The sequence below is a fragment of the Brevundimonas sp. LPMIX5 genome (genome assembly GCF_003576505.1).
Lineage (GTDB): Bacteria > Pseudomonadota > Alphaproteobacteria > Caulobacterales > Caulobacteraceae > Brevundimonas > Brevundimonas naejangsanensis.
Window position 1 is genome coordinate 12,915 of the sequence record NZ_QWTZ01000013.1, and the last position, 25,834, is coordinate 38,748.

The window sequence follows — 25,834 nt, forward strand, 5'->3', positions numbered from 1 at the left end:
CGAAAGACGGGGGGCGTCAGGCCGCTTGCATCGCCTTGCGCGCGCGCCAGAAGCGGATCGTCCGCATGGCGGCTTCACGGGTCAGTTCCTGATACATCCCGGCATAGGCTCGCGCCTTGCCCATCGCGTTGTCGTCGGTGTTCAGCAGGACGACGGCGTAGGTCAGGAACAGGGCGCGATCCAGGTCGGCCGCCTTGCAGATCACCGCCAGGGCGTCCAGCTCGCGCCGCTCGATGATCTGGCGGGCGGTATGGAAGTCGACGTCAGCCAGTTGCGACAGGGCGATCAGGAAGGCCGTCTGGCCGCCCGAGCGCAGGAAACGGGCCAGCACCTGAGGCGTCAGCTGATGGGCGGCGCGTAGTTCTTCGACATAGGCCAGGCTCTCGGCGTAGTCGGGCGGCAGGGCGCCGTCTTCGGCGGCGACGCGCGTGCGGCCGGCGGCCAGGGCGCTTTCCAGCAGGGCCGGGTCCATCCGCGCATTCTGTTCCAGAATGCGCTGACGCAGGCGGGCTTCGACCTCGAAATACAGGTCGTTCAGCAGGTCGGGCGGCAGGGCGGAGCGCTCGACCGTCACCGCGTGCAGGGCCGGGTTGGCGCGAGCGCGTTCCACGGCGGTTTCCGAGGCGGCGCGCGACAGGCTGGCGCCTTCATTGCCCAGCAGCACGCCCAGAGTTTCGTCGTCGCCGCGTTCGACAATGGCGTCGGACACGGCCTCGGACACGGCGGCGCGGCGGCTGACGGCGCGCATATGCCCCTGACCGCGCGAGCGCACCACGCCGATCAGGTCCGCCTCGGTCAGCACCGGCGAGGCGCTGAGGACGGGGGCGGCGACTGTCTCGGCTTCGTCATTGGCCAGGCGGCGGATCAGTTGGTGCGGGGCGTCGGGCGCCTCGGCGAACCGCTCGGCCAGTTCGGCGCGTACGGCGGTCTCCATAGCCTCGGTGAGGTCGGACAGGACGGCGCCATAGAGGGCGGTTTCCGCCTCGGTGCGCTCGGCTGCGCCGAAGAAGCAGTCGGTCAACTCACGCAGGAGGGCGCGCCGCTTGGGGCTGGAGCCTTCCTGGGCCAGGGCGATCAACTCAGGCAGGCGCGAGCCGGTCTCGGCGGCGGGGTGCAGGGCGCCGTCGCTCATGGCAGATCGGGACCGTCGATCATGGGGGCGGCGCGCAGGCGGCCCTGGGCGTCGCGCATGACGGCAGGCGCCTCGGGCGGCTGAGCCAGGTCGTCCGAGCTGATCGGTTGATCCAGTTCGACCGGCAGGGCGTCCAGATAGTTGGGCGCGGGCAGGGGCGTGGCGTCCGGCTGGCGGCCCGCCTGACGGTGAACGGAGTAATAGCGGGCGCTGCTCTGAGCTGGAGCGTCATTGGACGCGGGCTGGGAGGCAGGCTGGGGCGCGGGCTGCGGCGCCGTCTGGGGCGGTTGCTGCGCGGGCGCCTCGGGCGAGGCGGGAGGCGAGGCGGCGGGCGCCTGAGGCGCATTCCTTTGCAGCTGGAAGATCAGCGCGTCGCGACGAGGCGCCAGCGGGTCGACGGTCGGCTGGGCCGGTGCGGGCGCGGGCTCTGGCTGAGCTTGGGGCTGAGGTTCAGGCGGGAGCTGGGGGGCAGGCTGGACCGGCGGCGTGGGCGGCGTAGGCTGGGGCTCGGCGATAACGGTCTGCGGCGGCTGTCGCGCCGGTTCAGGCGCCGGCTGTGAAGCGGGTTGAGGGGCAGGCTCGACGACGCGCGGGACCGGTTGAACCGGCGGCGGCGTCGGCATCGGCCGCAAAGGCTCGGGCATCGGCGCGGGCGTCGGCTGAGGCAGGGGCGTGTGCTGGACGGGGGGAGCCAGCGCGGGTTGCGACCGACGCTCTGGCTGGGCGCGCGACCAGGGGGTCTGGCTCGGCGCCGGGGCGCGCTCAATCGGCGCGGGCGAGGCCTGATACGCGGGCTGGGGGGGGATCTGAGGCGGCGCATAGGGCGCAGGCTCAGGCTGACTCTGCGTCGGCTGGCGCGTCCACGGCGGGGGTTGATAGGACGGCTGATAGGGCGGGGGCGGCGTGAAGTCGGGCGCCGGGGTTTCGGCTGGAGGACTCACATACGGGCGCCAGACGGCGTCCGGGTGGCTGGTCACCGGACGGAACTCGGGCGCGGGGGCCTGCTGGGGCTCGCCGTAGGCCTGAGCGGAACGCCAGGGGTATCCGCCGTGCGGGATGATCGGTGGACGGGCGGCATAGGTCGGGCTGTCCGCCACAACCTGCTGCGGCGGGGCGAAGCTGTCAGCCGGGGCGCTGGTCCAGTCCGGCGCAGGCTGGCTGGTTGGATGGGCCGCAGGGCGGCCGGGCCAGGACAGCTGGCGTGCATGAGAGGGCGCCGGATAGGGCGGTTGGCCGGGGCTTTGCTGCGGCGGGACGGGCTGCGCCCAGGCGGCCGTGGCCGCGCCGAGCGCGGGCAGAAGGGCGGCGATGGTCAGGGTGCGCGGCAACGGCGCCTCGTGAAAACTGAAGAGGTTCAGCCGGGCATCCTAGGCGGCGCGGCTTAATCCTCGCCTAACGTCGGGCGATTTAGCCGCGCGAGGGCAGATACTGGCCGGTGAAGGCCTCGCGCCAGTCGGGCGCGGCGGGATAGGCGCCTTGCGTCTGATCGGCGAAGGCCTGCCAACGCTCGGGCGTCATGGCCCCGAGGCCGTAGAGGGCCGCGTCGCCGCCGTCGACCATGGCCTGGGCGCGCAGGGCCGCGCGGGCGGCGTCGAGCGCGCGCTGGGGCAGGTCCGGATTGGCGCGGCGGATCAGGGCGTCGCCCTTGGCCCCGTCGCCGTGGACGTAGTCGCGCCAGCCCTCCACCGAGGCGGCGATGAAGTTGCGCAGGGCCTGGGCGTTGTCGCGGGCGAAGGCGTTGGGCGCCAGCACCAGGCCGGAATAGGAGGGGTAGCCGTCCTCGGCCGGGGACAGGATCAGGGGCTGGAAGTCGACCGCGCGGGCTACCGCCTCGGGGCCGCCGTCGGTCAGGCGGGCGATCAGCACGCTGTCCGCATCGTCGCGGAAGGCCTTCAGATTATCCTCGGGAGCGCCGGGGCGGGCCTGGTCGGGGGTCAGGTCGAAGCGGGCGCGCAGCCAGGTCCAGAAGCCGCCCTGATCCCTGGGCTCCATCAGGATGCTGCGACCGCGCAGGACGGTCAGATCCTCCAGTTGCTGGTCGGGATGGGCCAGAAGGACGACCGGGTCTTTCTGAAGGAAGGCGGCCACGGCCTTGACTGGGGCGCGCTCGGCGATCAGCCGCAGCGGCAGGAAGCTGTCGCGGCCGATGGCCAGTTCGACGGCGCTGGCGGCCAGAAGGGCGGGGATGTCGGCGCCGGTCGGGCCGGCCAGAATCTCGACGTTGAGGCCGCGCCGCTCATAGGCCCCGGCGGCCAGCGCCTGATAGAAGCCGCCATGCAGGGCGTCGGCCGATCCGCCCGCCGCCACGCGCAGGCGCACGCGGCCGGACTCGTCGGTCGGCGCAGGGGTACGGCCGCACGCCGACAGCGCGCCCACGGCGCTCAGGCCAAGGGCGCCGACCATGAGGCGGCGTCGGTCCAGGTGGGGGCGAGTCATCACGTCTAGGGTGTAGGGGGGCGGGCCGCGCTTGGAAAGGCGGCGGGGCGTCGCCGGGCCGATTTCCGACCGGAAATCCGGCGATCCAGCGCCGGAATTGAGCGAGGGGACGTAACCCTTTGAGCCAGACCGTCGCCGGTCGGATCGCGGATCGCGTCCCCTCGCCAAGTCCGGGTTGGACTTGGCCGCTATAGGGTCGAAACTTCGCCTCAGCGTCGGCGGGCGAACCCGGCGTCGTTCAGCGCCTGTTTCATCGGCTCCTGGTCTTCGGCGTTCCGCAAGGCGAACCTCGCGCCGTCCGTCGATCCCGGCCCGGTTCTCCATGATCCCTGCGCCGAAACGCTAAAGGATCGGGAGCCTTGGCCCTGCGTCGGTGTTTCCGCGTCCTCCGAGGAGGCTTGGAACCCTGGGTCAGAGAGCCGGACTGGTCCGCTTGATTTCCGGGTCTCCCCGGATTTCCGCGCCTCCGTGTCCCTTCGGCCTGTTGACGTTCCCGCGAAATCGGTTATTGGGCAAGCGCCCAAACCGGCGCGTCTGTGCGGAATCGTCCCGGACCCGGTGGGTAAGCCTGTGGATATCTGTGGACGGACGAAATTCGTGCAGGCAGATCAGGGCGTTGCGCTGTCCACAGGAAAAGGTGTCCGTTCCGTTTTCCAGGCCTAACGTCGCCGTTGCTCTCAAATGGGTGCAGGCCGTTGTGGCTCGGGCCTATCGTTCGGCTCCCAATCCGATCGGCGGAAAGGCCGCAGGCGATGCATAATGCAGTGCTGGGGCTGACCTGCTGCTCTATCCATCATATCGAGAAAGACGAATTTCACATATTATTGTTTTGTGAGCCGGTTGGATCTCGCCTTCACTAGGTCGAGATTACTCAAGGAAGGTGAAAATGAGCTATCTGGCCACCCGGAAGGTACTGGCGAGCGTGTCAATTGCAGCGATGGCGCTGCTAGTTGCTACGTTCCCCTGGTCATCGTCGGCGGAAGCGGATCCCATATCGGAATACGATATGTGCATGCTGAATGCATACTACGACTGTTATCCTCAGGACCCCTATGGCCTGCCGCGCCCGCCGGACCTCAGCAATATTGATGAAGTGGCGCAATTTGAGCGGTGTCTTGCGGCGACTTTGCCGCGCTGTTCCGGGCTTCCCGGCGATCCTAACTGATCACCGGTTTACATAGCTTGCGGCGGCCTTGAGAGGCCGCCGCTACCATTGGGGGCGAGGTTGTTAGTCCGCCAATGCGGCCTTCTTCTCTTCCAACTCCAGCCAGTCGAGTTCGGCGGTTTCCAGTTCGGCGCGGGCTTTTTCGGCGGCCTTCATGGCGCGGTCGAAGGCGGCCGGGTCGCGCGAATAGAGGTCCGGGTCGGCGAGGATGGCGTCTTGCTTGGCGATTTCGACGGGGAGGGTCTCCATCAGCTTTTCGACTTCTTCCAGACGGCGGGCGTCCTTGTAGGACAGCTTGACGGTCTTCTTGGGGGCGCGGTCAGAAGGCTCCGCCTTCTCGACCCGACGCGCCCCTGAGGGCGCGCTGTCGGCGTGAGTCGGGGGCGGGGCGAGGAAACCGGGGTTCTGGCGCAGGAAGTCCTGCCAGCCGCCGGGCGTCTCGACCACGTCGCCGCGACCGTTCAGGGCGATGGTGGAGGTCGCCAGGCGGTCTACGAAGTCGCGGTCGTGCGACACCAGGATCAGGGTGCCGTCATAGGATTCGAGCAGCTCTTCCAGCTTCTCCAGCGTGTCCATGTCGAGGTCGTTGGTCGGCTCGTCGAGGATCAGCAGATTGGCGGGCTGGGCCAGGGCGCGCGCCAGCAGCAGGCGGTTGCGTTCGCCGCCCGACAGGGTGGAGATGGGCTGTTTCAGCTGGGCCTCCTGGAACAGGAAGTCCTTGGCGTAGGCGGCGACGTGCATGGAGCGGCCGCGCACCAGGATGGAGTCGCCGCCGCCCGGCGTCAGGGCGTCCCACAGGGTCATGTCCGACTTCAGCCCCTCGCGCGACTGGTCGAGGTAGAGGGGTTCCAGGTTGGCGCCCATGCGGACCGTGCCTTCGTCCGGGGCCAGTTCGCCCAGCAGCACCTTGACCAGGGTGGTCTTGCCCGCGCCGTTGGGCCCGACGATGGCCAGCCGGTCGCCGCGGATGATGCGGGTGGTCAGGTTCTTGAAGATGGTGCGGTCGCCGAACGACTTGCTGACGCCCTTGATGTCGGCGACCAGCTTGCCCGAGGCGCCGCCGGAATCGACGCCGAGATTCAGCTCGCGCGGGATGTCCTTGACCCGTTCGGCGCGGTCCAGGCGCATCTGTTGCAGGGCGCGGGCGCGACCTTCATTGCGGGTGCGCTGGGCGGTGATGGAGCGGTAGAAGGTATAGGTCTCGGCCTCGATGCGCTTGGTCAGGCGGCGCAGGGACTCGGCCTCTTCCTCCATGACCTTGGCGGCCCAGTCGTCGAACTCGACGAAGCCCTTGTTCAGGGTGCGGACCTTGCGGCCTTCCAGCCAGTGGACGGTGTCGGTGACGCGGTTCAGGAAGGCGCGGTCGTGACTGACGACCAGAAGGGCGAAACGGGCCTGGATCAGCTCATTTTCCAGCAGTTCGATGGCCAGAATGTCGAGGTGGTTGGTCGGCTCGTCCAGCAGCAGCAGGTCGGGCTCCTCGGCGAAGGCCTTGGCGAGGGCGGCGCGGCGGATCTCGCCGCCCGACAGGCCTTGCGTCGACTTGTTCGGGTTGAGGCCGAAGGTCTCCAGCCAGCTTTCGGCGGTCCACCGTTCGGCCTCGCCCGAAGCGGCGTAATCGGCCAGGGTTTCGCTGGTGATGACCGGTTCCTGCGGGACATAGGCGAAGCGGGTGCCGGCCTGGAACGAGCGGTCGCCCGAGTCCGGCTCGATCAGGCCCATGACGACCTTCATCAGGGTGGACTTGCCCGCCCCGTTGCGGCCGACCAGGGCGGCGCGGCTGCGCGGCTCCATCGCCATGTCGACGCCGTCGAACAGCGGGCGGGGGCCGTCCTGAAGGCGGACGTCCTTGAGGGCGACGAGAGGGGGGCGAGGGGCCATGAACACCAGTCCGAAAGGGGAGGCGACGCCTATAGCGCGTCGAGGGGGCCGAGGGCCAATATTTCAGGATTTACACAAAACCGTCCAGACGGTATGGCGCTCCGCATGGACGCTCAACCGATACGCCGCACGCCCGAAGACACCCGCCGCCAGATCATCGAGGCGGCCATCGAGCTGGCCGCCGAAGAGGGGGCGATGGCGGTGACGCTGGACGCCGTGGTGGCGCGCCTGCCGTTCAGCAAGGGCGCCCTGCTGCACCATTTTCCGAACAAGCAGGCCCTGCTGGAAGGCGTGCTGGACCATCTGTCGCTGGAGATGACGACAGTGGTGCTGGCCGAGGCGGCGCGTGATCCTAATCCCTATGGCCGCAATGCGCGGGCCTATCTGAGGACGGTGGTCAATGAGCCGGCGACCGAGCGGGACGTGAGCATCGGGCGCGCTGTCCTGGCCGCCTGCGCCATAGAGCCGAGCCTGATCCCGCGCTGGCGCGAGGCGATCCGCAGCCTCACGGTGGGAGACCCGGAGGATCCGATGGGCCGGGACGACGCCCTGATGCTGCGGCTGATCGCCGATGGTCTGTGGATGAGCGACCTGTTCGGCACGCATGAGGTGTCGCTGGAACAGCGCCAGGCCCTGCTGTCGCTGCTGACGCCGGGCAGTCTGCTGACGGATGGCTATTCGGAAGCCGACGCCGATGGGAAGGCCGACGCATGAATCCGGCGACCTGGCTGGCCCTGCTGGGCGCGATCGGCTTTGAGGTGATGGGGACGACCCTGTTGCAGCAGTCGCAGCAGTTCACCCGGCCGCTGCCGACGGCCGGGCTGGCGGTCTGTTACGGCATCGCCTTCTATCTGCTGACGCTGGCGCTGAAGCAGATGCCGGTGGGGCTGGCCTATGCGATCTGGAGCGGGCTGGGGGTGGTGCTGATCTCGGCGATCGGCGTCTTTCTGTTCAAACAGAAGCTGGACGTTCCGGCGATCATCGGCCTGGTGATGATCATCGGCGGGGTGGTGGTGATCAACCTGTTCTCGAAGAGCGTGACGCACTGAAGCGCGCCGGCGGTGCGGCTGAATCGCTGAGACCAGGATCGCCTGACCCTCCCCACCCGGTCTTCGCTTCGACCACCCTCCCCATGAAGGGGAGGGAGAAGGCGACAGCGGGGGTTTTGAGGCGTATAGGGCGCGCCCATGAGTTCCGCGCCAGCCAAGCCCTTCTGGGAGACCAAGACGCTCGCCGAGATGAATCCGGGCGAGTGGGAAAGCCTGTGCGACGGCTGCGGCCTGTGCTGCGTCATCCGGTTCGAGGACGAGGACACCGACCAGATCATCCCTACGCGCGTGCATTGCAAGCTGTTCGATACGGACGCCTGCACCTGCACCGATTATGCTGATCGTCAGGCCGAGGTGCCGGACTGCGTGCAACTGACGCCCGACAATATCGAGCGGTTGAAGTGGATGCCGCTGTCGTGCGCCTATCGTCGGCTGCATGAAGGGCGGCCGCTGGCCTGGTGGCACCCGCTGGTCTCGGGCGACCGGGAGACGGTGCATGCGGCCGGGGTGTCCGTGCGGCGTCAGACCGTGTGCGAGACGGCGCTGAACGAACCCGAGGACGCCCTGGACTTCGAGGCGCCGGAATGGATGGCGGAACGCGGCGTCGCTAACGAATAATTCGTCGACCGGGGGTAAGGGCGTGGTCAGGGGCGAGGGCGGAATGGACATTGTCGCAACACGAAAAGGGTCGGGGAGCGGAGCGCGGGACGCGTTCGACCGACTGACGGCGATCGCGTGCGCGACGTTCCGTACGCCCCACGCCATGATCGCGACGCTGGATGAAGACCGGGCGGTCTTTCTGTCCGGGGTCGGTCTGGACGAGGTGAGCGTGCCGCGCCTGAACAGCGTCAGCCACCAACTGGCGGACATGGGACCGGACGCCGTGATGGTGATCCAGGATGCGCATGAGCATCCGGTCTATCGCCGCCATCCGATGGTGGTCGGGGCGCCCTATGTCCGCTTCTTCCTCGGCGCCACGGTCTGCGGGGCTGACGGCCGGCCCGCAGGAGCCATCGGCGTCATGGACGTTCAGCCGCGCCCGGCGCCCACGCAGACGGAGCTCGATCTGATCCGCGAACTGGCCGGTCTGGCGGGACAGTTGATGGAACACGCCGAAGCGATGCGCCAGGAGGCGGCGCGCCTGGAGACTTTGAGGCTGGCCGAGGACATGGTCGGGGTCGGACGCTGGCGTTATGAGGTCGCGACCGGAACGGTGACCTGGTCGGACGAGATTTATCGCATCCACGGGCGGGCGCCGGGCGTCTTCCATCCGAAGCTGGAGGATGTGTTCGACCACTATCACGTCGACGACCGGGGCGAGATTCAACGGCTGGTCGAGCGGGCGCTGAAGACCGGCGAGGGCTATACCTTCAAGCTGAGGCTGGTGGGCGTCGACGAGACCGAGCGGGTGGTCGCCGCCGAGGGCGCCGCCGAGAAGGACGCCACCGGCCGGGTGATCGCCCTGTTCGGCGTGCTGCAGGACGTAACCGAGCGCGAGGCCTTGCTGCGTGCGGCCCAGACCAATGAGCGGCGCTATCGGCTGCTGGCCGAAAACACCGGCGACGTCATCACCCGCGTCAAGATGGACGGGTCGAGCAAATACATTTCGCCAGCTATCCAGCAACTGCTGGGCTGGACCTATGAGGAGATGAGCGGCCAGTCGACCGACTATGTTCACCCCGAGGACCGGCACCTAGTGCTGGGCGCCATCGGCAGGGCGGTGAAGAGCGGCGAGCCGACACGCCTTGAGCACCGGGCGGTGCACAAGAAGGGCCAGACCGTCTGGGTCGAGTGCACCTTCAAGGCCCTGAAGGACGAGCACGGCCATGTCGATGACGTGGTGGTGGTGATCCGCGACATGACCCAGCGCAAGGCGCTGGAGGCGGAGGTGCTGGAAGCCAAGGAGACCGCCGTGGCGGCGGCGCGGGTAAAGAGCGAGTTCCTGGCCAATATGAGCCATGAGCTGCGTACGCCGCTGACCAGCGTCATCGGCTTTTCCGGACTGTTGCAGGCGTCGGAGCATCTGCCCGCCGAAGAGCGCGTCTATGTCGAGCGCATCGCCACGGCATCGGAGGCGCTGCTGGGCGTCATCAACGACATTCTGGACTATTCCAAGCTGGAAGCCGACGCGATCGAGATGGACCCGGAGCCGTTCGATACGCGCGCCCTGGTCGAGGGGGCGGCGGCGATCATCGAGAGCCAGTGCTCGGCCAAGGGGCTGACGCTGAATGTGGTGATGGCGGCGGAAACGCCCGAGCGCCTGACCGGCGACAAGGGGCGGTTGCGGCAGGTGAAGCTGAACTTCCTGTCCAATGCGGCCAAGTTCACCGCCAGGGGGGCGGTGACGCTGAAGGTCGGCGGGCGAGCGCAGGAGGGCGGCGGCTGGCGGATGCGGGTGGAGGTGACCGACACCGGCATCGGCATCCCGTCCGAAAAGATCGGGGAACTGTTCCGGCGCTTCACCCAGGCCGACGCCTCGACGACGCGGGTCTACGGCGGGACGGGTCTGGGGCTGGCGATCTCGCGGCGGCTGATCGAACTGATGGGTGGCGAGGTCGGGGTGGAGAGCGCGCCGGGCGCAGGCTCGACCTTCTGGTTCGAGGCGCCGCTGGCGGCGGCGACGGAAGAAGGCGTTACGGCGAGGGACGAGACTGATCGCGCCCGCAAGGACGCCATGCGCGGCCGGGTGCTGATGGCCGACGACGCGGCCGCCAACCGCGAACTGGTCAGCGCCATACTGAGAAATCTGGGGCTGGAGATCGATACGGTCGCCGACGGCGCCGAGGCGGTGCACGCAGCGCATTCGGGGGTTTATGACCTGGTGCTGATGGATGTGCACATGCCGGTCATGGACGGGCTGACGGCGACGCGGGAAATCCGCCGGATGCAGGCCCAGGGCGAGCGCCGCATTCCGATTTTGGCGCTGACGGCCAACGTCCAGGCCGATCAGGTGACGCGCTGCCTGGAGGCGGGCATGGACGGCCATCTGGCCAAACCGATCCAGATCACGGAACTGGCCGCCGCCCTGTCGTGGTGGCTGAACGAGGCTGAAACGACGCCTGAAGAGACGCGGGCGGGCGCCTGACGCCGACGGTCTTTGCGACTAGGCGGGCCAAAGCCGGGAAATCCTTACGTTTGGCGCGATCCGGGCGCCCTTTGCGCGCCTGAGGACGCTGCTCGGCTATGGTTCAGTCATGGCGGGAAAAGCGGATCAGGGCGGGGCGGCGGGGACGACGGCGGCGTGGCTGGGCGAGGTCTTCGCCAGTCTGAGGGCTGCGACAGACCAGGCGATAGCCGTGGTGACGGCGGCCGAGCCGCCCGCCGATGTGGCCGAGGCCGAGAAGCGGGCGCGCGCCATCGGCGTTCTGGCCCGCACGGCCAAGGCGGTGGCGGCGCTGGAGGCCGACCTGATCCGCAAGAGCCGCAGCCCTGAAGAGGATGGAATGAGCGACGACGACCGTGACCTCAGCGACGCCGAACTGGCCGGGCTTCAGGCCGAATTCTTCGCCCGTGTCGATCATCTCGTCGCAGCCATTGAGCGCAAGTCGCTGGCTGCGGGACTGGATCGAGAGCCTGCCGCGCGAACAGCGGGGGGCGGCGCTGAGGGCGGCGGTCAAGGCGACGCCGAGGCTGAACGACGACCAGATCGCGCCGCGTGAGGACTGGCGCACCTGGGTGCTGCTGGGCGGGCGCGGGTCGGGCAAGACCTTCGCCGGCGGCTTCTGGATGAACGAACTGGCGCGGGGCGCGGACCGGACCTTCGCCCTGGTCGGAACGGCGCTGCACGACGTGCGCGAGGTGATGGTCGAGGGGCCGTCGGGGCTGAAGGCTCAGGCGACGGCGGACAACCGGCCGCGCTGGGAGGCGGGGCGACGCAGGTTGATCTGGCCCTCGGGTGCGGCGGCCTATGCGTTTTCGGCCGAAGACCCGGACAGCCTGCGCGGACCGCAGTTTCACGCGGCCTGGGCGGATGAGTTCTGCGCCTGGAGGAACATTGAGGCGACGTTGTCGAACCTGAGATTCGGGTTGCGGCTGGGGGCTGATCCCCGGCTGGCGATCACGACGACGCCCCGGCCGATCCCGGCGCTGAGGCGCCTGTTGGCCGAGCCGGGCGTGGCGACGGCCCGGCTGGCGACCAAGGACAACGAAGCCAATCTGGCGCCGGGGTTCCTGGGCCACCTTCAGAGCCTCTACGCCGGGACGCGGCTGGAGGCGCAGGAGATGGAAGGGCTGGTGGTCGAGGCCGACGGCGCCCTGTTCCGGGCTGAGGATCTGGCGCGCGCGCGGGGGAGCCGTCCGGCGCGGTTCGAACGGGTGGTGGTGGCGGTCGACCCGCCCGCCAGCGCCCACGGCGACGCCTGCGGGATCGTGGTCGCAGGGCGCTGGGACAAGGCGGCCTATGTGCTGGCCGACCGTTCGGCGCGCGGCCTGTCGCCCGCCGGATGGGCGCGGCGCGTGGCGGAGACGGCGCGCGAGTTCGACGCCGACCTGGTGCTGGCCGAGGCCAATCAGGGCGGGGAGATGGTGCGGACCCTGCTGGGGCAGGCGGACTGTCCGGCGCAGGTGAAGCTGGTTCACGCCAGCCGGTCCAAGAAGGCGCGGGCCGAGCCGGTGGCGGCGCTCTATGAGCAGGGCCGGGTCGTCCACTGCGGGGCGTTTCCGGCGCTGGAAGAAGAGATGATGGCGCTGGGGAGCGAGGCGCCGGGCGCCAAGAGCCCGGACCGGGCGGACGCTCTGGTGTGGGGGCTGACGCACCTGCTGCTGGCCGGGAAGACGCAGCCGAGGCTGCGGGCGTTGTGAGGATGCGCGCTGCGTTTCTCCCTCCCCTTCATGGGGAGGGCGGTCGCGATAGCGACCGGGTGGGGAGGGGTGGGTGATCTGGGGGCGGCGGTTGATTTGCCTGGCCGCCCCCACCCGGCTTCGCCTGCGGCTCAGCCACCCTCCCCATGAAGGGGAGGGAGAATGACGATGGAGAACCATATGGATTGGCGACGACCGTTCGGTCGGCGGCGCGTTGCTGCGCCCGAAATCAAGGACAGCCGCACCGGGCCGCTGATCGCTCTGACCGGGGCGGGCCGCGCGCGGTGGACGCCGCGCGATTATACGCATCTGGCGGACGAGGGGTTCGGCAAGAACGCCGTGGCCTATCGCTGCGTGCGGATGATCGCGGAGGCGGCGGCCTCGACCCCGCTGATGGTGATGGTCGGGGGCGTGCGCAGCGCGGACCATCCGCTGGCGCGGCTGATCGACAAACCCAATCCCGAGCAGTCGGGCGGCGAGTTGATGGAGGCGGTTTACGGCGCGCTGCAGACGGCGGGCAACGCCTATGTCGAGGCGACCGGCGACGCCGACGGGGACGGCGCGCCCGATGAACTGTGGGCGTTGAGGCCGGATCGGGTGAAGGTGGTTCCCGGACGGGCGGGCTGGCCGGAAGCCTATGAATATGCGGTCGGCGGGCGCGCGGTGCGGATCGGGCGGCATGGCGACGGCTGGTCGCCGGTCATGCATCTGAAGCTGTTTCATCCGACGGACGATCATTACGGATTTTCGCCGCTGGAGGCGGCGGCCTTCGCCATCGACGTGCACAATGCGTCTGGGGCCTGGAACAAGGCGCTGTTGGACAATGCGGCGCGGCCCTCGGGGGCGCTGGTCTATGGGGCCAAGGATGGGGAGCGGCTGACGGCGGATCAGTTCGAGGCGCTGAAGGCGGAGTTGGGCGAGGCCCATGCCGGGGCGCGGAACGCCGGGCGGCCGCTGCTGCTGGAAGGCGGGCTGGACTGGAAGCCGATGAGCCTGACGCCGCACGACATGGACTTCATCGCCGGGAAGCACGCCGCGGCGCGGGAGATCGCCCTGGCCTTCGGGGTGCCGCCGCAGTTGCTGGGGATACCCGGCGATGCGACCTACGCCAACTATCGCGAGGCGAACGCGGCCTTCTGGCGCGGGACGGTGATCCCGCTGGTGAGAAAGGCGGCCGGGGCGATGACGGGGTGGCTAGGCAGCCGCTTCGTCGATTGCCGGATCGAGCCGGATCTGGATGCGGTTCCGGCCCTTCAGGTCGAGCGGGATGCGCTGTGGGCGCGGCTGAATGCGGCTGGCTTCCTGACCGAGGACGAGCGGCGCCGGATGGCGGGGGTGGGCGAGTGATGGAAGCGATGAAGAAGATGCCCGTCGCCCTCATCGCAGCGCTGCTGGTGCAGACCATCGGCGGCCTGGTGTGGGCCGGCGGGGCGGCGGCGCGGATCGCCACCCTGGAGCAGCGCGTGGATGAACAAAGGCTGGTCGCCGAGCGACTGGCGCGGCTGGAGGCGCAGGGCGAGGCGACGCGCGCCGCGGTCGAGCGGATCGAGCGGCGGCTGGAGGAGAAATGATGGCGCAGGGATTTCTCCCTCCCCTTCATGGGGAGGGTGTCGGCGCAGCCGACGGGTGGGGAGGGGAGAACAAGTCAAGCTTGGACCTGGATGACCTAAGCCGCCCCCACCCGGCTTCGCCTGAAGGCTCAGCCACCCTCCCCATAAAGGGGAGGGAGAAGGGGGCGCTGGCCATTGCCGGCTACGCCTCCCTGTGGGGCGTGGCGGACCTGAACGGGGACGTGACGGCGCGCGGCGTTTTCGCCGGGAGCCTGGCGAAGACCGGCGCGGGCGGGGTGCGGATGCTGCATCAGCACGAGAGCCGCGCCGTGGTCGGCGTCTGGGACCGGATGGTCGAGGACGAGCGCGGCCTGTGGGTCGAGGGGCGGATCGAGGACTGGTCCGCAGAGGCCCGTTATGCCGCCGCCCTGACGCGCGCGGGGGCGCTGGACGGGCTGTCGATCGGGTTCCGGGCGACGAAGGCGCGCCGCGACGGGCGCCTGCGGGTGTTGAGCGCGGCCGAGCTGTGGGAGGTGTCGCTGGTGACCTTTCCGATGCTGCCGGGGGCGCGGTTCAGGCGCGCAAGGCCGGAAAAGGACGACGGCCGGCATTGAGGCCCTCGGCGACATAATGGTCGTGCATGGCGCGCAGCCAATGCCAGGTCACGAGGAGGAAGCCGATCGCAGTGAAGACGGCGTAGGTGCTCCAGTAGCCGAGAGGCCGGGGTCGACCCAGTCCACGCGTCAGTAGAGCGACAGGATCGTCCAGCAGGGCCAGGGCGGCCAGGGCCAGACCAGTTTCAGAAGCCAGGACTGTCGGGCGACGTCCAGCAACTGCGAGGTTGGGCTTGAGACGATGGGCATCAGTCGGTCGTCTGCAACGACGAACGGTCGGCGGCCGGGCCGTGCAGGCCGGGCTCTTGCTGACGGTAGGCGCGTAGCAGGCGAGCGCAGGATTTGGGTGTCTGTCGGGCGGCGATAGCACGGCCGCGGGCGTGAGCCTGTCGCAGGGCGTCCTGTCGGTCCGGGGCGGCGTGGGGGGCGTGGCGCCGCAGATGGGCCTCGAAGGTCTGGTCGCCGTCCGGATCAAGGGCCTCGCAGGCGCCGAGGATCTCGAACAGGCGGGCGTCGAGGGAGACGTCGGCGGATAGGCGGGGCGGATCGGCGGGCGCCGTCTGGGGCGAACCTTGGGACGAATTCTGGGACATGGTCGGACGCTCAGGGGTTGAGCAGGCCATGAGGGCCATGGCCGACAGCGGAGCCGAGAGGGCGACGCCTACGAGTTTCAACATCCATCCTCCATGTCCTCCGGTTCGATAACGGGAGGGTCGCACGCTTTTGAAGCGCGGCAAAGGATGGGACGGTTCCGGGCCTAGCCCGGTTTGACGGCGCGCCGCAGGACGGTCGCGCATTTTTCTGGAGACATCATGAAAGAGACCAAGACCGTCTCGGGTCATCCCGAGGCACGCGCCGCCATGCATGAGATGATGGCCGCGTTCGAGGCGTTCAAAGGGGCCAACGACGCCCGTCTGGACGAGATCGAGAAGAAGGCTTCGGCCGATGCGCTGCTGGAGGAGAAGGTGGCGCGCATCGACCAGGCCGTGGCTCAGGCGCAGGCGCGCATGGACCGTGCGCTGAGCGAGAGCCGCAGGCCGATTCTCAGTACTTCTGGGTTGGGCGCCGAGCCGCCTGCCGTCGTGGCGGCGCCGGAGGCCAAGGCGGCGTGGGACGGCTATATGAAGTCGGGCGCTTCGCATGGTCTGGAGCTGAAGGCGGGGCTGTCGTCGGCGTCGAACTCGGCGGGCTATGTCGTGCCGCCGGAGACGGAGCGCGCTATCGAGCGGCGCCTGATGGCGGGCAGCCCGATGCGCGAGATCGCCACGGTGCGCACGGTCGGCTCGGGCGTGTTCCGCAAGCCGGTGTCGACGGCGGGCGTGCAGGCGGGCTGGGTGGCCGAGACGGCGGCCCGTCCGGAGACGGATCCGGCGACGCTGGCGCTGCTGGAGTTCTCCTCGGCCGATCTCTACGCCTGTCCGGCGGCGACGCAGAGCCTGCTGGACGACGCCCTGATCGATCTGGACGAATGGCTGGCGGCCGAGGTCGAGGACGCCTTCGCGGCGCAGGAGACGGCGGCCTTTGTCAGCGGCGACGGGGTCAACAAGCCCAAGGGCTTTCTGGCCTACGCCAATGCGGCCGAGGGGACGCAGACCTGGGGGCAGATCGGCACGGTGGCGTCGGGGGCGGCGGGCGGTTTCGCCTCGACCAACCCGGCGGACAAGCTGATCGACCTGATCTATGCGCCCAAGGCCCAGTATCGGCCGAATGGGCGTTTCGTGATGAACCGGCGCACGGTCTCGGCGGTGCGCAAGTTCAAGGATGCGGACGGCAACTATGTCTGGTCGCCGGCGACGCGGCCGGGCGAGACGGCCAGTCTGCTAGGCTATCCGGTCACCGAGATCGAGACGATGCCGGATATCGGCGCCAACAGCCTGTCGGTCGCGTTCGGCGACTTTGCGCGCGGCTATCTGATCGTGGATCGGGCGGGGGTGCGGGTGCTGCGCGATCCCTATTCGGCCAAGCCCTATGTGCTGTTCTACACGACCAAGCGCGTGGGCGGCGGGGTGCAGAACTTCGACGCGATCAAGCTGATGAAGTTCGCGGCCTCGTAAGGGTGGCGAACGAGAGCCCTCTCCCCTTGTGGGAGAGGGAGGGGCCCGCCGCGTGAGCGGTGGGAGGGTGAGGGGTTTCGCGGGCGCAAGACCCCTCATCCGTCCGCCTTCGGCGGCCACCTTCTCCCGCAAGGGGAGAAGGAAAAGGAACATAGGGAGATTTGAATGAGCGCACCCGTGAGCCTCGCGGAGGCGAAGCTGTTCCTGCGCGTCGAGCATGAGGCGGAGGATGGGCTGATCCAGACCCTGATCGACGCGGCCAGGGCGCGGGTGGAGGGCGAAGTCGGGTTGTGCCTGACCTCGATCTCGCCAGCGCCGCTGAGGCTGGCGGTGATGATGCTGGTGATGCGCGCCTTTGAGCGCGGCGAGAGCGAGATGTCGGCGGCGCCGGTTGAGGGGTGGATCGCACCCTATCGCGTGGTGCGGCTGTGAGCGCGGGCGCGATGAAGGTGGTGGCGTCTCTGGTGCGGCCGGTGGCGGCGCAGACGCCCTATGGCGGCCAGGTGGTCAACTATGAGCCGATCGGGTCGCTGTGGCTGGCGTTGGGGGCGCGACGGCGGCGCGAGCGGACGGACGCGGGCGTGACGCGCGCGGTAGAGACGCTGAGCGCCACGGTGCGGGCCGATCCGAGGCTGGAGGAAGGATTGGCGGCGCGCTTCGGCGGGGCGGACTGGGCCGTGGTCGGGATCGAGGCCGATCCGAAGGCGGCGGGTCGGGTGCGGCTGAATCTGGAGCGGGCGCGATGAAGGATCATGAAGGGGCGCTGGTAAAGGCGCTGATCGCGCATCTGGGCGGCGATGGAGCGCTGAAGGCGCTGTTGGGCGACCCGACGCGGATCTGGGATGAGCCGCCGCAGGGTGCGGGATTTCCGCATCTGCTGATCGGGCGGTGCGAGAGCAGGCCGCTGAATGCGGACGGCGGCGGGGTGGAGCAGCGGCTGACCCTGACCTGCGCCAGTCGGTTCCGGGGGCTGGAGGAGGCGCGGGCCGTGGCGGCGGCGGTGCGGGCGCGGCTCGCCGATGCGCTGCTGGAGGCGGACGGGGTGAAGGCGGTCAGCGTGTCGGTGACGTTTACGGACCTGTTCCGCAGTCCGGACCTGAAGCGGGCGTGGGCGGTGATGCGGCTGAGAGCCGTGACGGAGGAAATCTGAGATGAGCGCGCAACGGGGCAAGGACATCCTGCTGAAGGTCGAGGGCGCGGGCGGCGCCTTCGCAACGGTGGCGGGACTGAGGGCGAGGACGATCTCGCTGAACGCCAGGACGGTGGATGCGACCGACAGCGACAGCGCCGGACGGTGGCGCGAACTGCTGGCGGGGGCGGGCGTGAAGTCGGCGGCGGTGTCGGGCCAGGGAATATTCCGCGACGCGGCGTCGGACGCCCTGATCCGCGAGGCCTTCTTTGAGCAGGCGGCGAAGACGTGGCGGCTGATCGTGCCGGATTTCGGCGTGCTGGAAGGGCCGTTCCTGGTCGCGGCGCTGGAATATGCGGGCGAGCATGAGGGCGAGGCCAGTTTTGCGCTGAGCCTGGCCAGCGCGGGCGAGATCAGTTTCGAGGCGCTGTGATGGCGAACGGCGTGCGGGGGGAGGTGGTCGCAAACCTGGCGGGGGCGGAGCGGACGCTGTGCCTGACGCTGGGGGCGCTGGCGGAGATCGAGACCGGGCTGGGCGTCACCGGGGTGGCGGCGCTGGCCGAGCGGCTGCGCTCGCTGTCGGCGCGCGATCTGATGGTGGTGCTGGCGGCCCTGCTGCGTGGGGGAGGCGAGGTCGCGCTGGCGGATGGGCTGAAGACGGCGCTGGTCGATCCGCGTGAGGCGGCGGAGGCGGTGGCGAAGGCCTTCTCGGCGGCGGCCTGATGACGCCCCAGGATCGTCAATGGGCGGAGATGATGCAGGCGGCGGCGCGGATCGGCGTGGGGCCGGAAGGCTTCTGGCGGCTGTCGCTCAAGGAGTGGCGGATGCTGACGGCGGGGCCGGCGCAGGCGGCGCCCCTGGGGCGCGGCGAACTGGAGCGGATGCAGGAGATGTGGCCGGATGACTGATGGTTTCAGGCCGGACGGGATCGACGCCGTGCCGGTGAAGGCGGCTGAGGCGGCGGCGGCGCTGGAGGCGCTGAAGGAGCCGGCGGAGCGGGCGGCGGCCTCGATCGAGGACGCGTTCGGGCGGGCGGGGGCCAGTCTGACCCGGTCGCTGGCGCGGGCGGCGGCGGATGGGCAGGTGACGCTGGCTGAGCTTGCGCGGGCGGTGCTGAACGCCGTCAATGCGGCGGCAGGCGTGCGCGGCGGAGGTCTGTCGGGCGCCATAGCGGCGGCGATGGGCGGCTTCGGCGGCGCGCGAGCGGACGGCGGGCCGGTCATGGGCGGCGGCGCCTATCTGGTCGGCGAGCGCGGGCCGGAGGTGTTTCGCCCGGCCGGCGCCGGGACGGTGGAGCCGATGAACGGTCACTCTGGCTCTGGGCCTGGGGTGACGGTGAACGTCACGGTGGACGGCGGCGCCGAGGGCTTGTTGCGGTCCGAGACGCAGATCGCGCGCATGCTGGCGCGCGCCACGGCGCTGGGAGCGCGCTGACCACCTCAAGCAGCAAGACGCCGCGCGGCGAGCAGTAGCGACAACAAAAAAAGAGCGCTCTGAAGAGCGCTCTTTGGGACTTATTCGCCCTTGGGGTTGGGGCCGTATTTGTTGGGGCCTGGTTGGCTGCCGCCGAAGCCGAGCCACATCCAGAAGCCGAAGCTGACCAGACCGGCCAGGAACATCAGGCCGAAGGCGGCGCCGCCGGTGGCGAAGAGCAGTTCGGGGTCCATCGACTGCATGGCGTTGGGGTCGCTCAGGACCGACAGGCCGAAAGCGCTGACCAGCATGGCGAGCGAGGCGTACCAGAGCGCCCAGGGGATGACGACCAGCCAGCCCGGTTTGCCCATGTCGTGGAAGCGTTTGAAGCCGACCGCCAGGTGCAGGACCATCAGCACCAGGCCGAGGATGAAGCTGACCTTGGGCACGAAGTTCAGGACCAGGCCGACGACGAACAGGATGGCCCAGCTGATCCAGAAGTCCCGACGGCGCAGGCGGCCCTTGAAGGAGAAAAAGGCGGTCTTGATGTCGTAGCCGGAGCCGGACTCGGCGCTGGCCGAGGCGGCGGCCCCTGCTGCCTGGCCGAAGGCCGCGGCGGCGGTGGCGGACGGCAGGAGCATGATCTGGGTCGCCTCCATGCCTTCGGGCACGAAGTCGACGCGGACGCCGGCGGCGACTGCGCCGTCGCCCTGAACGGCGGTGCGCGCGAAGCCGTAACGGAGGCTGTCGTCGCCGCTGATCAGCCCTGTGCCCGTGGCGTCGTCATAGCTGAGAATTTCGCCGCGCACGCGGATCTCCTGTCGTTGAACGGCTTTGCCGTGGTGTGGCGAAAGCATGGCCGACGCCGGCGGCGCGGACAACCCGCAGCGTGACGTTACGCAAGATTTTTCGCGACGCGTTCGCAATCCGTCCCGTCCGGGACGCAATCCAGACATTGAGACAGGGATGGGGAGAGGACGCATGGCCTTTCATGAGGTGCGCCTGCCGGCGCGGCTGGCGTTCGGCTCGACCGGAGGCGTCGAGCGCAGGACGGAGATCACGACGCTGGCGTCGGGGTTCGAGCGGCGCTCGACGCCGTGGGCCGATGGTCGCAGGCGCTATCTGATCGGGGCGGGACTGCGCTCGCTGGACGACATGGCGGCGCTGACGAGTTTCTTCGAAGCGCGACGCGGGCGGCTGCATGGTTTCCGGTTTCGCGACTTCGCGGACTTCAGGAGCGGGGCGCCGGGGGCGGCCGTGACGCCGCTGGATCAGACGATCGGGACGGGCGACGGCGAAAGGCGGACGTTCCAGCTGTGCAAGGCCTATGGCGATCATCGGCGGCTCATCGCCAAGCCGGTCGAGGGATCGGTGCGGGTGGCCGTGGCGGGCGTGGAGACGGCGGCCTTCAACCTGGAGGCGACGACGGGGCGGGTGACGCTGGCGACGGCGCCGCTGCAGGGCGCCGCGGTGACGGCGGGCTTCGCCTTTGACGTGCCGGTGCGGTTCGACGCGGACCGGATGGAGGTGACGCTGGAGAGCTTCGGCGCCGGGCGGATGGTCGCCATGCCGCTGATCGAGGTGCGGATCTGAGCCATGCGCAATGTTCCCGATGAACTGGCCGCCCGCATCGAAAGCGGGGCGGCGACGCTTTGCCATGTCTGGCTGCTGAGGCGGGCGGACGGGCGGGCGATGGGCTTCACAGACCATGACCGCGATCTGGAGGTCGAGGGCGTCACGTGCCGGGCGGCCAGCGGCTGGACCGGCGGGGCAGGCGAAGGCGAGGTCGGTCTGGCGGCGGGTGGGCTGTCGGCCTCGGGCGGGCTGGATGACGCGGCGATCACCGAAGAGGACATAGCGGCGGGGCGGTATGACGCCGCCGAGGTCGAGCTGTGGCGCGTGGACTGGATGCGGCCGGACCTGAAGGTGCGGCTGTGGAAGGGGCGGCTGGCGCGGATAAGGCGCGAGAACGGACGGTTCATCGCCGATCTGGACGGGCCGATGGCGGCGCTGGAGCGGGTGGTGGGGCGGACCTATGGCCGGGGCTGCGACGCCGTGCTGGGCGATGGGCGCTGCGGGCTGGAGGCGGCGGCGATCGCGGGGCGCAGTTGCGACAAACGGTGGGCTACGTGTGTGGGCGTGTTCGCGAATGGGGTCAATTTTCAGGGCTTTCCGGATGTGCCGGGCGAGGACTTCCTGACCGCGCGGCCGGTAAGCGGGCGCAATGACGGCGGGAGCCGCAGGCGATGAGGAAGGGCGCTCAGGAATTCTCCCTCTCCTTCATGGGGAGGGTGGCTGAGGCGGAGCCGAAGCCGGGTGAGGGCGGCAAGCAAGAACAAGCGTCGTGTCCTGATCACCAAGCCCTCCCCACCCGGTCGCTGCGCGACCACCCTCCCCATGAAGGGGAGGGAGAGGCGCGGCGCTTGGGGGTCGTGGCGGCGGCGCGCGGTTGGCTGGGCACGCCGTATCGGCATCAGTGCAGTTTGAAGGGCGAGGGGGCGGACTGCCTGGGCCTGGTGCGCGGGGTCTGGCGCGAGGTGATGGGCGAGGAGCCGGAGGCGCCGCCGCCCTATCGCCCTGACTGGGCCGAGGTCGGGGGAGAGGAGGCGCTGTGGGCGGCGGCGCGGCGCTGGCTGGTGGAGATACCGCCCGGGCGGGCGGGGCTGGGCGACGTGCTGCTGTTCCGCATGGCAGCGGGCGCACCGGCCAAACACTGCGCGGTGTTGAGCGCGGTGGAGGGGCCCGAGCGGCGGATGATCCACGCCTATTGGGGCCGCTCGGTCGTGGAAAGCTGGATGGGGCCGTGGTGGCGGCGGCGGCTGGTCGCGGTGTTTCGCTGGCCTGAACCCCTGGCGGGAATTTGAAGGAGTAGACGATGGCGCAGGTGCTGCTGGGCGGGCTGGGCGGAATGGCGGGCGTCAGCAGCCTGGGCCTGCTGGCCGGAGGGCTGCTGGGGCGGGCGCTGGACGACCGGCTGGTGGCGGGATTGTCGCCGGCGCGGCAGATCGGGCCGAGGCTGGAGGGGCTGAAGCTGCAATCCTCCGCCGAGGGGGCGCCGATGGCCTGCGTTTTCGGCCGGGCGCGGGTGACGGGGCAGGTGATCTGGGCCGCGCGGTTCCTGGAGCGCAAGGAGAAGCGGTCGGCGGGGAAGACGGGAAAGACCGTCGACTACGCCTACTCGCTGAGTTTCGCGGTGGCCCTGTGCGAGGGGCCGATCGACGGGGTGGGGCGCATCTGGGCCGACGGCCAGCCGATGGACATGGCGGCCGTGACCATGCGCCTGCATCGCGGGACGGAGAGCCAATTGCCCGACCCGCTGATCGAGGCGGTGGAGGGGCGGGCGCCAGCCTATCGCGGGACGGCCTATGTGGTGTTCGAGGACCTGCCGCTGGACGCCTATGGCGACCGGGCGCCGCAGCTGTCGTTTGAGGTGTTCCGCCGACCGCAGGGCGCCGAAGCGCAGATGGAGGACTGGCTGGAGGGCGTGTGTCTGATTCCCGGCGCGGGCGAGTTCTGCCTGGCGACCGAGCCGGTGATGCGGCGCGAGGGGCTGACGAAATCGACGCCCGAGAATGTGCATCTGACGGCGGGGCAGACGGATCTGGAGGCGTCGCTGGATCAGCTGACGGCCCAGGCGCCGAGGCTGAAACGGGTCAGTCTGGTGGTCGGCTGGTTCGGCGACGACATACGCATGAGCCATTGCCGCATCCGGCCGGGGGTGGAGCGGCGTCAGAAGCCGACCGAGCCTATGGTCTGGCGCGTGGCCGGGGTCGAGCGGGCGGACGCGCATCTGATCTCTCAGGTCGAGGATGGTCCGGCCTATGGCGGCACGCCGTCGGACGACAGCGTGAGGCAGGCGATCCGGACGCTGAAGGCGCGCGGGCTGGAGGTGACGCTGTATCCCTTCGTCTTCATGGACTGCCCCGGCTATCCGTGGCGGGGGCGGATTACGGGGACGGATGGAGCGGGGGCGACGGCCGAGGTCGCGGCCCTGTTCGGGGCGGCGGACGGCTGGGGCCTGCGTCGGCTGGCGCTGCACTATGCGAAGATCGCGGCCGAGGAGGGGGCGGACGACCTGCTGATCGGTTCGGAGATGCGCGGGCTGACCTGGACGCGCGATGCGGGCGGAGGCTTTCCGGCGGTGGCGCAGTTGCGGGCGCTGGCGGCCGAATGCCGGGCGCTGGTCGGGCCGCGGGTGAAGCTGAGCTACGCCGCTGACTGGTCGGAATATTTCGGCTGGCAGAGGGAGGGAGAGGTAAGGTTTCACCTCGATCCGCTGTGGGCTGATCCGAACATCGATTACGTCGCCATCGACTGGTACCCGCCGATGGGCGACTGGCGCGGCGGCGAGGGCGGGTTGGACGCGGATGAGTTCAAGGGGCCGTCGGACCCGGCCTATCTGGCGGCGCAGGTGGCGGGCGGCGAGGGGTATGACTGGTACTACGCCTCGGACGCGGATCGGGCGGCGCAGCGGCGCACGGCGATCGAGGACGGCGCACACGGCGAGGACTGGATCTGGCGCTACAAGGATCTGAAGGGCTGGTGGTCGAACGCGCACCATGAGCGCATCGGCGGGGTGCGGCAGGCGACGCCGACGGCCTGGATTCCGCAGATGAAGCCGATCCGTCTGACCGAGTTCGGCTGTGCGGCGGTGGATCGCGGGGGCAATGCACCGAACCTGTTCCAGGATCCGAAGAGCAGCGAGAACGCCCTGCCGCCGCACTCGAGCGGAGCGCGCGACGACCGGATGCAGCGGCGGCTGATCGAGGCGGTGCTGACGCACTATGCGCAGCCGGTGAACAACCCGATCTCGGGCGTCTATGGCGGGCCGATGTTGCAGGGGGCGGACGTCTGGTGCTGGGATGCGCGGCCCTATCCGGCGTTTCCAGCGCTGGGGGAGGTGTGGGCGGATGCAGGCGCCTGGCGCACGGGGCACTGGCTGAACGGGCGTATGGGCGGCGATGCGCGTGGGCTGATCGAAGCGATCCTGAAACGCGGCGGGCTGGCGGAGGAGGAATTTGCAGTTGGTGCGGTGGACGACGCGGTGACGGGCTATGTCATCGACCGACCGATGGCGACGAGGGATGCGCTGGCGCCGCTGGTGCAGGCGCTGGGGGCGACGGCGGCGGAGCGCGACGGCAAGGTGGCCGTGCTGGGCGAGACGGCGCGGGAGATGACGCTGGATCTGTCGGCGCTGGCCCTGCCTGACAAGGGCGTGAGCGCGGCGGCGGATCGGCGGTTGACGCCTCGGCCCGGCGCGGCGCGGCTGCGCTTCATCGACGAGGCGGCGGACTATCAACTGGGCGCCGTCACGGTGCGCGGGGACGGCGAGGGCGGCGGTGTGGATGCGGCCCTGCCCGCCGTGGTCGGGGCGGGGCTGGCGACGGCGGCGGCGCAGCGGCTGTTGCAGGGCGAGGCGGCCGAGCGGCTGACGCTCAAGCTGGGGCCGCTGGAGGCGCTGAAGCTGGAGCCGGGTGATGTGGCGGCCGTGGAGGGGCTTGCGGGCGACTGGCGTGTCGAGCGGTTGGACTGGGATGAGACGCCCAGGGCGGTGTTGACGCCCGTGGTCGAGGCCGTCGTCGTGGATGCGCCGGAGGACTGGCGCGGGGAGGGCGGCGGGATCGCAACGCTGGGGGCGCCGTTCCTGATGCTGCTGGACCTGCCGCCGCTGCCGGGAGAGGAGGTCGACGGGCGGCCGGTGGTCGCGGCGGCGGCCGAACCCTGGAGGACGATGGCGCTGCATGGCGGCGCGTCGGTCGACAGTCTGACGCCAAGGGCGGTGGTGGAGACGGCCGCGACGGTGGGGACGCTGACGGCGCCCCTGCGGCCCGGCGTGGTCGGTCGCTGGGACGAGACGGGCGTGCTGAACGTGCGGATCGAGGGGCGGGCGCCGCAGAGCCAAGCGGCCGAGGCGGTGCTGTCGGGCGCCAATCTGCTGGCGGTGAGCAGCGCGGAAGGATGGGAGATGGTGCAGTTCCGTCGGGCCGAACTGGTCGGCGGGGATGTGTGGCGCTTGAGTGGTCTGTTGCGCGGACAGCAGGGGACGGAAGGCGCAGCGTCGCGCGGGTCGGAAGCGGGGGCGCTGGTCGTGCTGTTGGAACGCGGCATGGCGCGCGCCGAGGTCGATGCGGTCGAGCGAGGGTTGCCTCGAATCTGGCGGGCCGGACCGGCAGGCGCGCCGCCGGGCGGGGCGGGCACGACGGAGGTCCGCTTCATTTGGACGAACCGGAACGCCGCGCCCTGGCGACCGGCGCACCTGCGCGCCACGCCGGAGGACAGCGGATGGCGGCTGAGTTGGACGCCCCGCGTGCGATTGGGCGGCGGCGGATGGGACAGCGAGCCGGTCGAGGTCGATGCGAGGCGTTTCCGGGTGCGGGTGCTGGATGGCGCTGTTGAGCGCCGGGTCTGGGAGGTCGAGGGGCTGGAGACGGTCTATGGAGCCCTGGAGGTTGCGGCGGACTTTCCGAGTGGCTTCGGGGCTGAGGCGAACGTGGCTGTCGCTCAGTGGGGGGATGGCTTCGGCTGGGGGGCGGAGGCGACGGCGCCGTTGTGACAACGGCCTCCCTGTCTGCTGGGAGGAGGTGCGCAACATGAGGAAACCATCCTCGCCC

Annotated in this window: 28 protein-coding genes; 22 read left to right on the plus strand and 6 right to left on the minus strand. The window is 69.9% G+C overall.

The window, feature by feature from the left end; translation table 11 throughout:
- Positions 1-16 precede the first annotated feature (16 nt).
- From D1604_RS11700 to D1604_RS11710, 3 genes are all read right to left on the minus strand, one after another.
- The gene (locus D1604_RS11700; protein WP_119413421.1) at positions 17-1,132 is read right to left on the minus strand and encodes a DUF2336 domain-containing protein; all 1,116 of its coding nucleotides are present in this window, start codon (positions 1,130-1,132) and stop codon (positions 17-19) included.
- On the minus strand, positions 1,129-2,460 hold the full coding sequence (locus tag D1604_RS11705) for a hypothetical protein (RefSeq protein ID WP_119413422.1): 1,332 nt from the start codon (positions 2,458-2,460) through the stop codon (positions 1,129-1,131). The genes D1604_RS11700 and D1604_RS11705 overlap by 4 nt, the downstream gene beginning before the upstream one ends.
- A gap of 79 nt (positions 2,461-2,539) precedes the next feature.
- Complete coding sequence (locus tag D1604_RS11710) at positions 2,540-3,568, minus strand: ABC transporter substrate-binding protein (RefSeq protein ID WP_233552067.1); 1,029 nt, start codon at positions 3,566-3,568, stop codon at positions 2,540-2,542.
- 886 nt (positions 3,569-4,454) lie between these two features.
- Between D1604_RS11710 and D1604_RS15655 the strand changes: the two genes are divergently transcribed.
- Positions 4,455-4,733: a hypothetical protein gene (locus tag D1604_RS15655; protein WP_147399911.1), complete on the plus strand. Its 279-nt coding sequence runs from the start codon at positions 4,455-4,457 to the stop codon at positions 4,731-4,733.
- Between the two features lie 63 nt (positions 4,734-4,796).
- On the opposite strand, the gene D1604_RS11715 is transcribed toward D1604_RS15655, so the two are convergent.
- A complete protein-coding gene (locus D1604_RS11715; protein WP_119413492.1) occupies positions 4,797-6,614 on the minus strand; it encodes an ABC-F family ATP-binding cassette domain-containing protein in 1,818 nt (605 codons plus the stop codon).
- Positions 6,615-6,719: 105 nt separating this feature from the next.
- Between D1604_RS11715 and D1604_RS11720 the strand changes: the two genes are divergently transcribed.
- The 9 genes from D1604_RS11720 (at position 6,720) to D1604_RS11760 (ending at position 14,627) form a co-directional block, all read left to right on the plus strand.
- Positions 6,720-7,328, plus strand: a complete 609-nt coding sequence (locus D1604_RS11720) for a TetR/AcrR family transcriptional regulator (RefSeq protein WP_119413424.1) — start codon at positions 6,720-6,722, stop codon at positions 7,326-7,328.
- Complete coding sequence (locus D1604_RS11725) at positions 7,325-7,663, plus strand: DMT family transporter (protein WP_024354639.1); 339 nt, start codon at positions 7,325-7,327, stop codon at positions 7,661-7,663. Before D1604_RS11720 ends, D1604_RS11725 begins: the two co-directional genes overlap by 4 nt.
- Positions 7,664-7,801: 138 nt before the next feature.
- The gene (locus D1604_RS11730) at positions 7,802-8,281 is read left to right on the plus strand and encodes a YcgN family cysteine cluster protein (RefSeq protein ID WP_024354640.1); all 480 of its coding nucleotides are present in this window, start codon (positions 7,802-7,804) and stop codon (positions 8,279-8,281) included.
- A gap of 43 nt (positions 8,282-8,324) precedes the next feature.
- A complete protein-coding gene (locus D1604_RS11735; RefSeq protein ID WP_119413425.1) occupies positions 8,325-10,748 on the plus strand; it encodes a PAS domain-containing protein in 2,424 nt (807 codons plus the stop codon).
- Positions 10,749-10,857: 109 nt separating this feature from the next.
- Positions 10,858-11,322, plus strand: coding sequence for a hypothetical protein (locus D1604_RS11740; RefSeq protein WP_119413426.1), 465 nt, complete (start codon positions 10,858-10,860; stop codon positions 11,320-11,322).
- Between the two features lie 16 nt (positions 11,323-11,338).
- On the plus strand, positions 11,339-12,463 hold the full coding sequence (locus D1604_RS11745; RefSeq protein WP_119413427.1) for a DNA-packaging protein: 1,125 nt from the start codon (positions 11,339-11,341) through the stop codon (positions 12,461-12,463).
- A gap of 168 nt (positions 12,464-12,631) precedes the next feature.
- The gene (locus D1604_RS11750; protein ID WP_119413428.1) at positions 12,632-13,810 is read left to right on the plus strand and encodes a phage portal protein; all 1,179 of its coding nucleotides are present in this window, start codon (positions 12,632-12,634) and stop codon (positions 13,808-13,810) included.
- An 8-nt stretch (positions 13,811-13,818) separates the two neighbouring features.
- Entirely contained in the window at positions 13,819-14,034 is a 216-nt protein-coding gene (locus D1604_RS11755) for a hypothetical protein (protein WP_306460735.1), read from the plus strand.
- Between the two features lie 143 nt (positions 14,035-14,177).
- Positions 14,178-14,627: an HK97 family phage prohead protease gene (locus D1604_RS11760; RefSeq protein WP_119413493.1), complete on the plus strand. Its 450-nt coding sequence runs from the start codon at positions 14,178-14,180 to the stop codon at positions 14,625-14,627.
- A 248-nt stretch (positions 14,628-14,875) separates the two neighbouring features.
- Here the strand turns inward: D1604_RS11760 and D1604_RS11765 are convergent, their stop codons facing one another.
- On the minus strand, positions 14,876-15,304 hold the full coding sequence (locus D1604_RS11765; RefSeq protein ID WP_119413430.1) for a hypothetical protein: 429 nt from the start codon (positions 15,302-15,304) through the stop codon (positions 14,876-14,878).
- A gap of 135 nt (positions 15,305-15,439) precedes the next feature.
- On the opposite strand from D1604_RS11765, the gene D1604_RS11770 reads away from it, so the two are divergent.
- The 8 genes from D1604_RS11770 to D1604_RS11805 all read left to right on the plus strand — a co-directional run bounded on the left by D1604_RS11770 (position 15,440) and on the right by D1604_RS11805 (position 19,244).
- Entirely contained in the window at positions 15,440-16,681 is a 1,242-nt protein-coding gene (locus tag D1604_RS11770; RefSeq protein WP_119413431.1) for a phage major capsid protein, read from the plus strand.
- 165 nt (positions 16,682-16,846) lie between these two features.
- Positions 16,847-17,113, plus strand: coding sequence for a head-tail connector protein (locus tag D1604_RS11775; protein WP_119413432.1), 267 nt, complete (start codon positions 16,847-16,849; stop codon positions 17,111-17,113).
- On the plus strand, positions 17,110-17,427 hold the full coding sequence (locus tag D1604_RS11780) for a phage head completion protein (protein WP_233552068.1): 318 nt from the start codon (positions 17,110-17,112) through the stop codon (positions 17,425-17,427). The genes D1604_RS11775 and D1604_RS11780 overlap by 4 nt, the downstream gene beginning before the upstream one ends.
- Complete coding sequence (locus D1604_RS11785; protein ID WP_119413434.1) at positions 17,424-17,831, plus strand: DUF3168 domain-containing protein; 408 nt, start codon at positions 17,424-17,426, stop codon at positions 17,829-17,831. The genes D1604_RS11780 and D1604_RS11785 overlap by 4 nt, the downstream gene beginning before the upstream one ends.
- 1 nt (position 17,832) lies before the next feature.
- Positions 17,833-18,243 carry a phage major tail protein, TP901-1 family gene (locus tag D1604_RS11790; RefSeq protein WP_119413435.1) on the plus strand — a complete coding sequence of 137 codons (411 nt, stop codon included), beginning with the start codon at positions 17,833-17,835 and terminating at the stop codon, positions 18,241-18,243.
- The gene (locus D1604_RS11795) at positions 18,243-18,533 is read left to right on the plus strand and encodes a GTA-gp10 family protein (protein ID WP_119413436.1); all 291 of its coding nucleotides are present in this window, start codon (positions 18,243-18,245) and stop codon (positions 18,531-18,533) included. Before D1604_RS11790 ends, D1604_RS11795 begins: the two co-directional genes overlap by 1 nt.
- Positions 18,533-18,718, plus strand: coding sequence for a phage tail assembly chaperone (locus D1604_RS11800; protein ID WP_119413437.1), 186 nt, complete (start codon positions 18,533-18,535; stop codon positions 18,716-18,718). The genes D1604_RS11795 and D1604_RS11800 overlap by 1 nt, the downstream gene beginning before the upstream one ends.
- Complete coding sequence (locus D1604_RS11805; RefSeq protein WP_119413438.1) at positions 18,711-19,244, plus strand: phage tail tape measure protein; 534 nt, start codon at positions 18,711-18,713, stop codon at positions 19,242-19,244. The genes D1604_RS11800 and D1604_RS11805 overlap by 8 nt, the downstream gene beginning before the upstream one ends.
- Positions 19,245-19,324: 80 nt before the next feature.
- Here D1604_RS11805 and D1604_RS11810 read toward each other — a convergent pair whose 3' ends face one another.
- Positions 19,325-20,032, minus strand: a complete 708-nt coding sequence (locus D1604_RS11810) for a DUF805 domain-containing protein (protein ID WP_158584927.1) — start codon at positions 20,030-20,032, stop codon at positions 19,325-19,327.
- A 172-nt stretch (positions 20,033-20,204) separates the two neighbouring features.
- On the opposite strand from D1604_RS11810, the gene D1604_RS11815 reads away from it, so the two are divergent.
- The 4 genes from D1604_RS11815 to D1604_RS11830 all read left to right on the plus strand — a co-directional run bounded on the left by D1604_RS11815 (position 20,205) and on the right by D1604_RS11830 (position 25,776).
- The gene (locus D1604_RS11815) at positions 20,205-20,816 is read left to right on the plus strand and encodes a DUF2460 domain-containing protein (protein WP_119413440.1); all 612 of its coding nucleotides are present in this window, start codon (positions 20,205-20,207) and stop codon (positions 20,814-20,816) included.
- Positions 20,817-20,819: 3 nt separating this feature from the next.
- Complete coding sequence (locus D1604_RS11820) at positions 20,820-21,473, plus strand: baseplate hub domain-containing protein (RefSeq protein ID WP_119413441.1); 654 nt, start codon at positions 20,820-20,822, stop codon at positions 21,471-21,473.
- Positions 21,474-21,655: 182 nt separating this feature from the next.
- A complete protein-coding gene (locus D1604_RS11825; protein ID WP_233552075.1) occupies positions 21,656-22,087 on the plus strand; it encodes an NlpC/P60 family protein in 432 nt (143 codons plus the stop codon).
- A gap of 11 nt (positions 22,088-22,098) precedes the next feature.
- On the plus strand, positions 22,099-25,776 hold the full coding sequence (locus D1604_RS11830; RefSeq protein WP_119413442.1) for a baseplate multidomain protein megatron: 3,678 nt from the start codon (positions 22,099-22,101) through the stop codon (positions 25,774-25,776).
- The last annotated feature ends 58 nt before the right edge of the window (positions 25,777-25,834 follow it).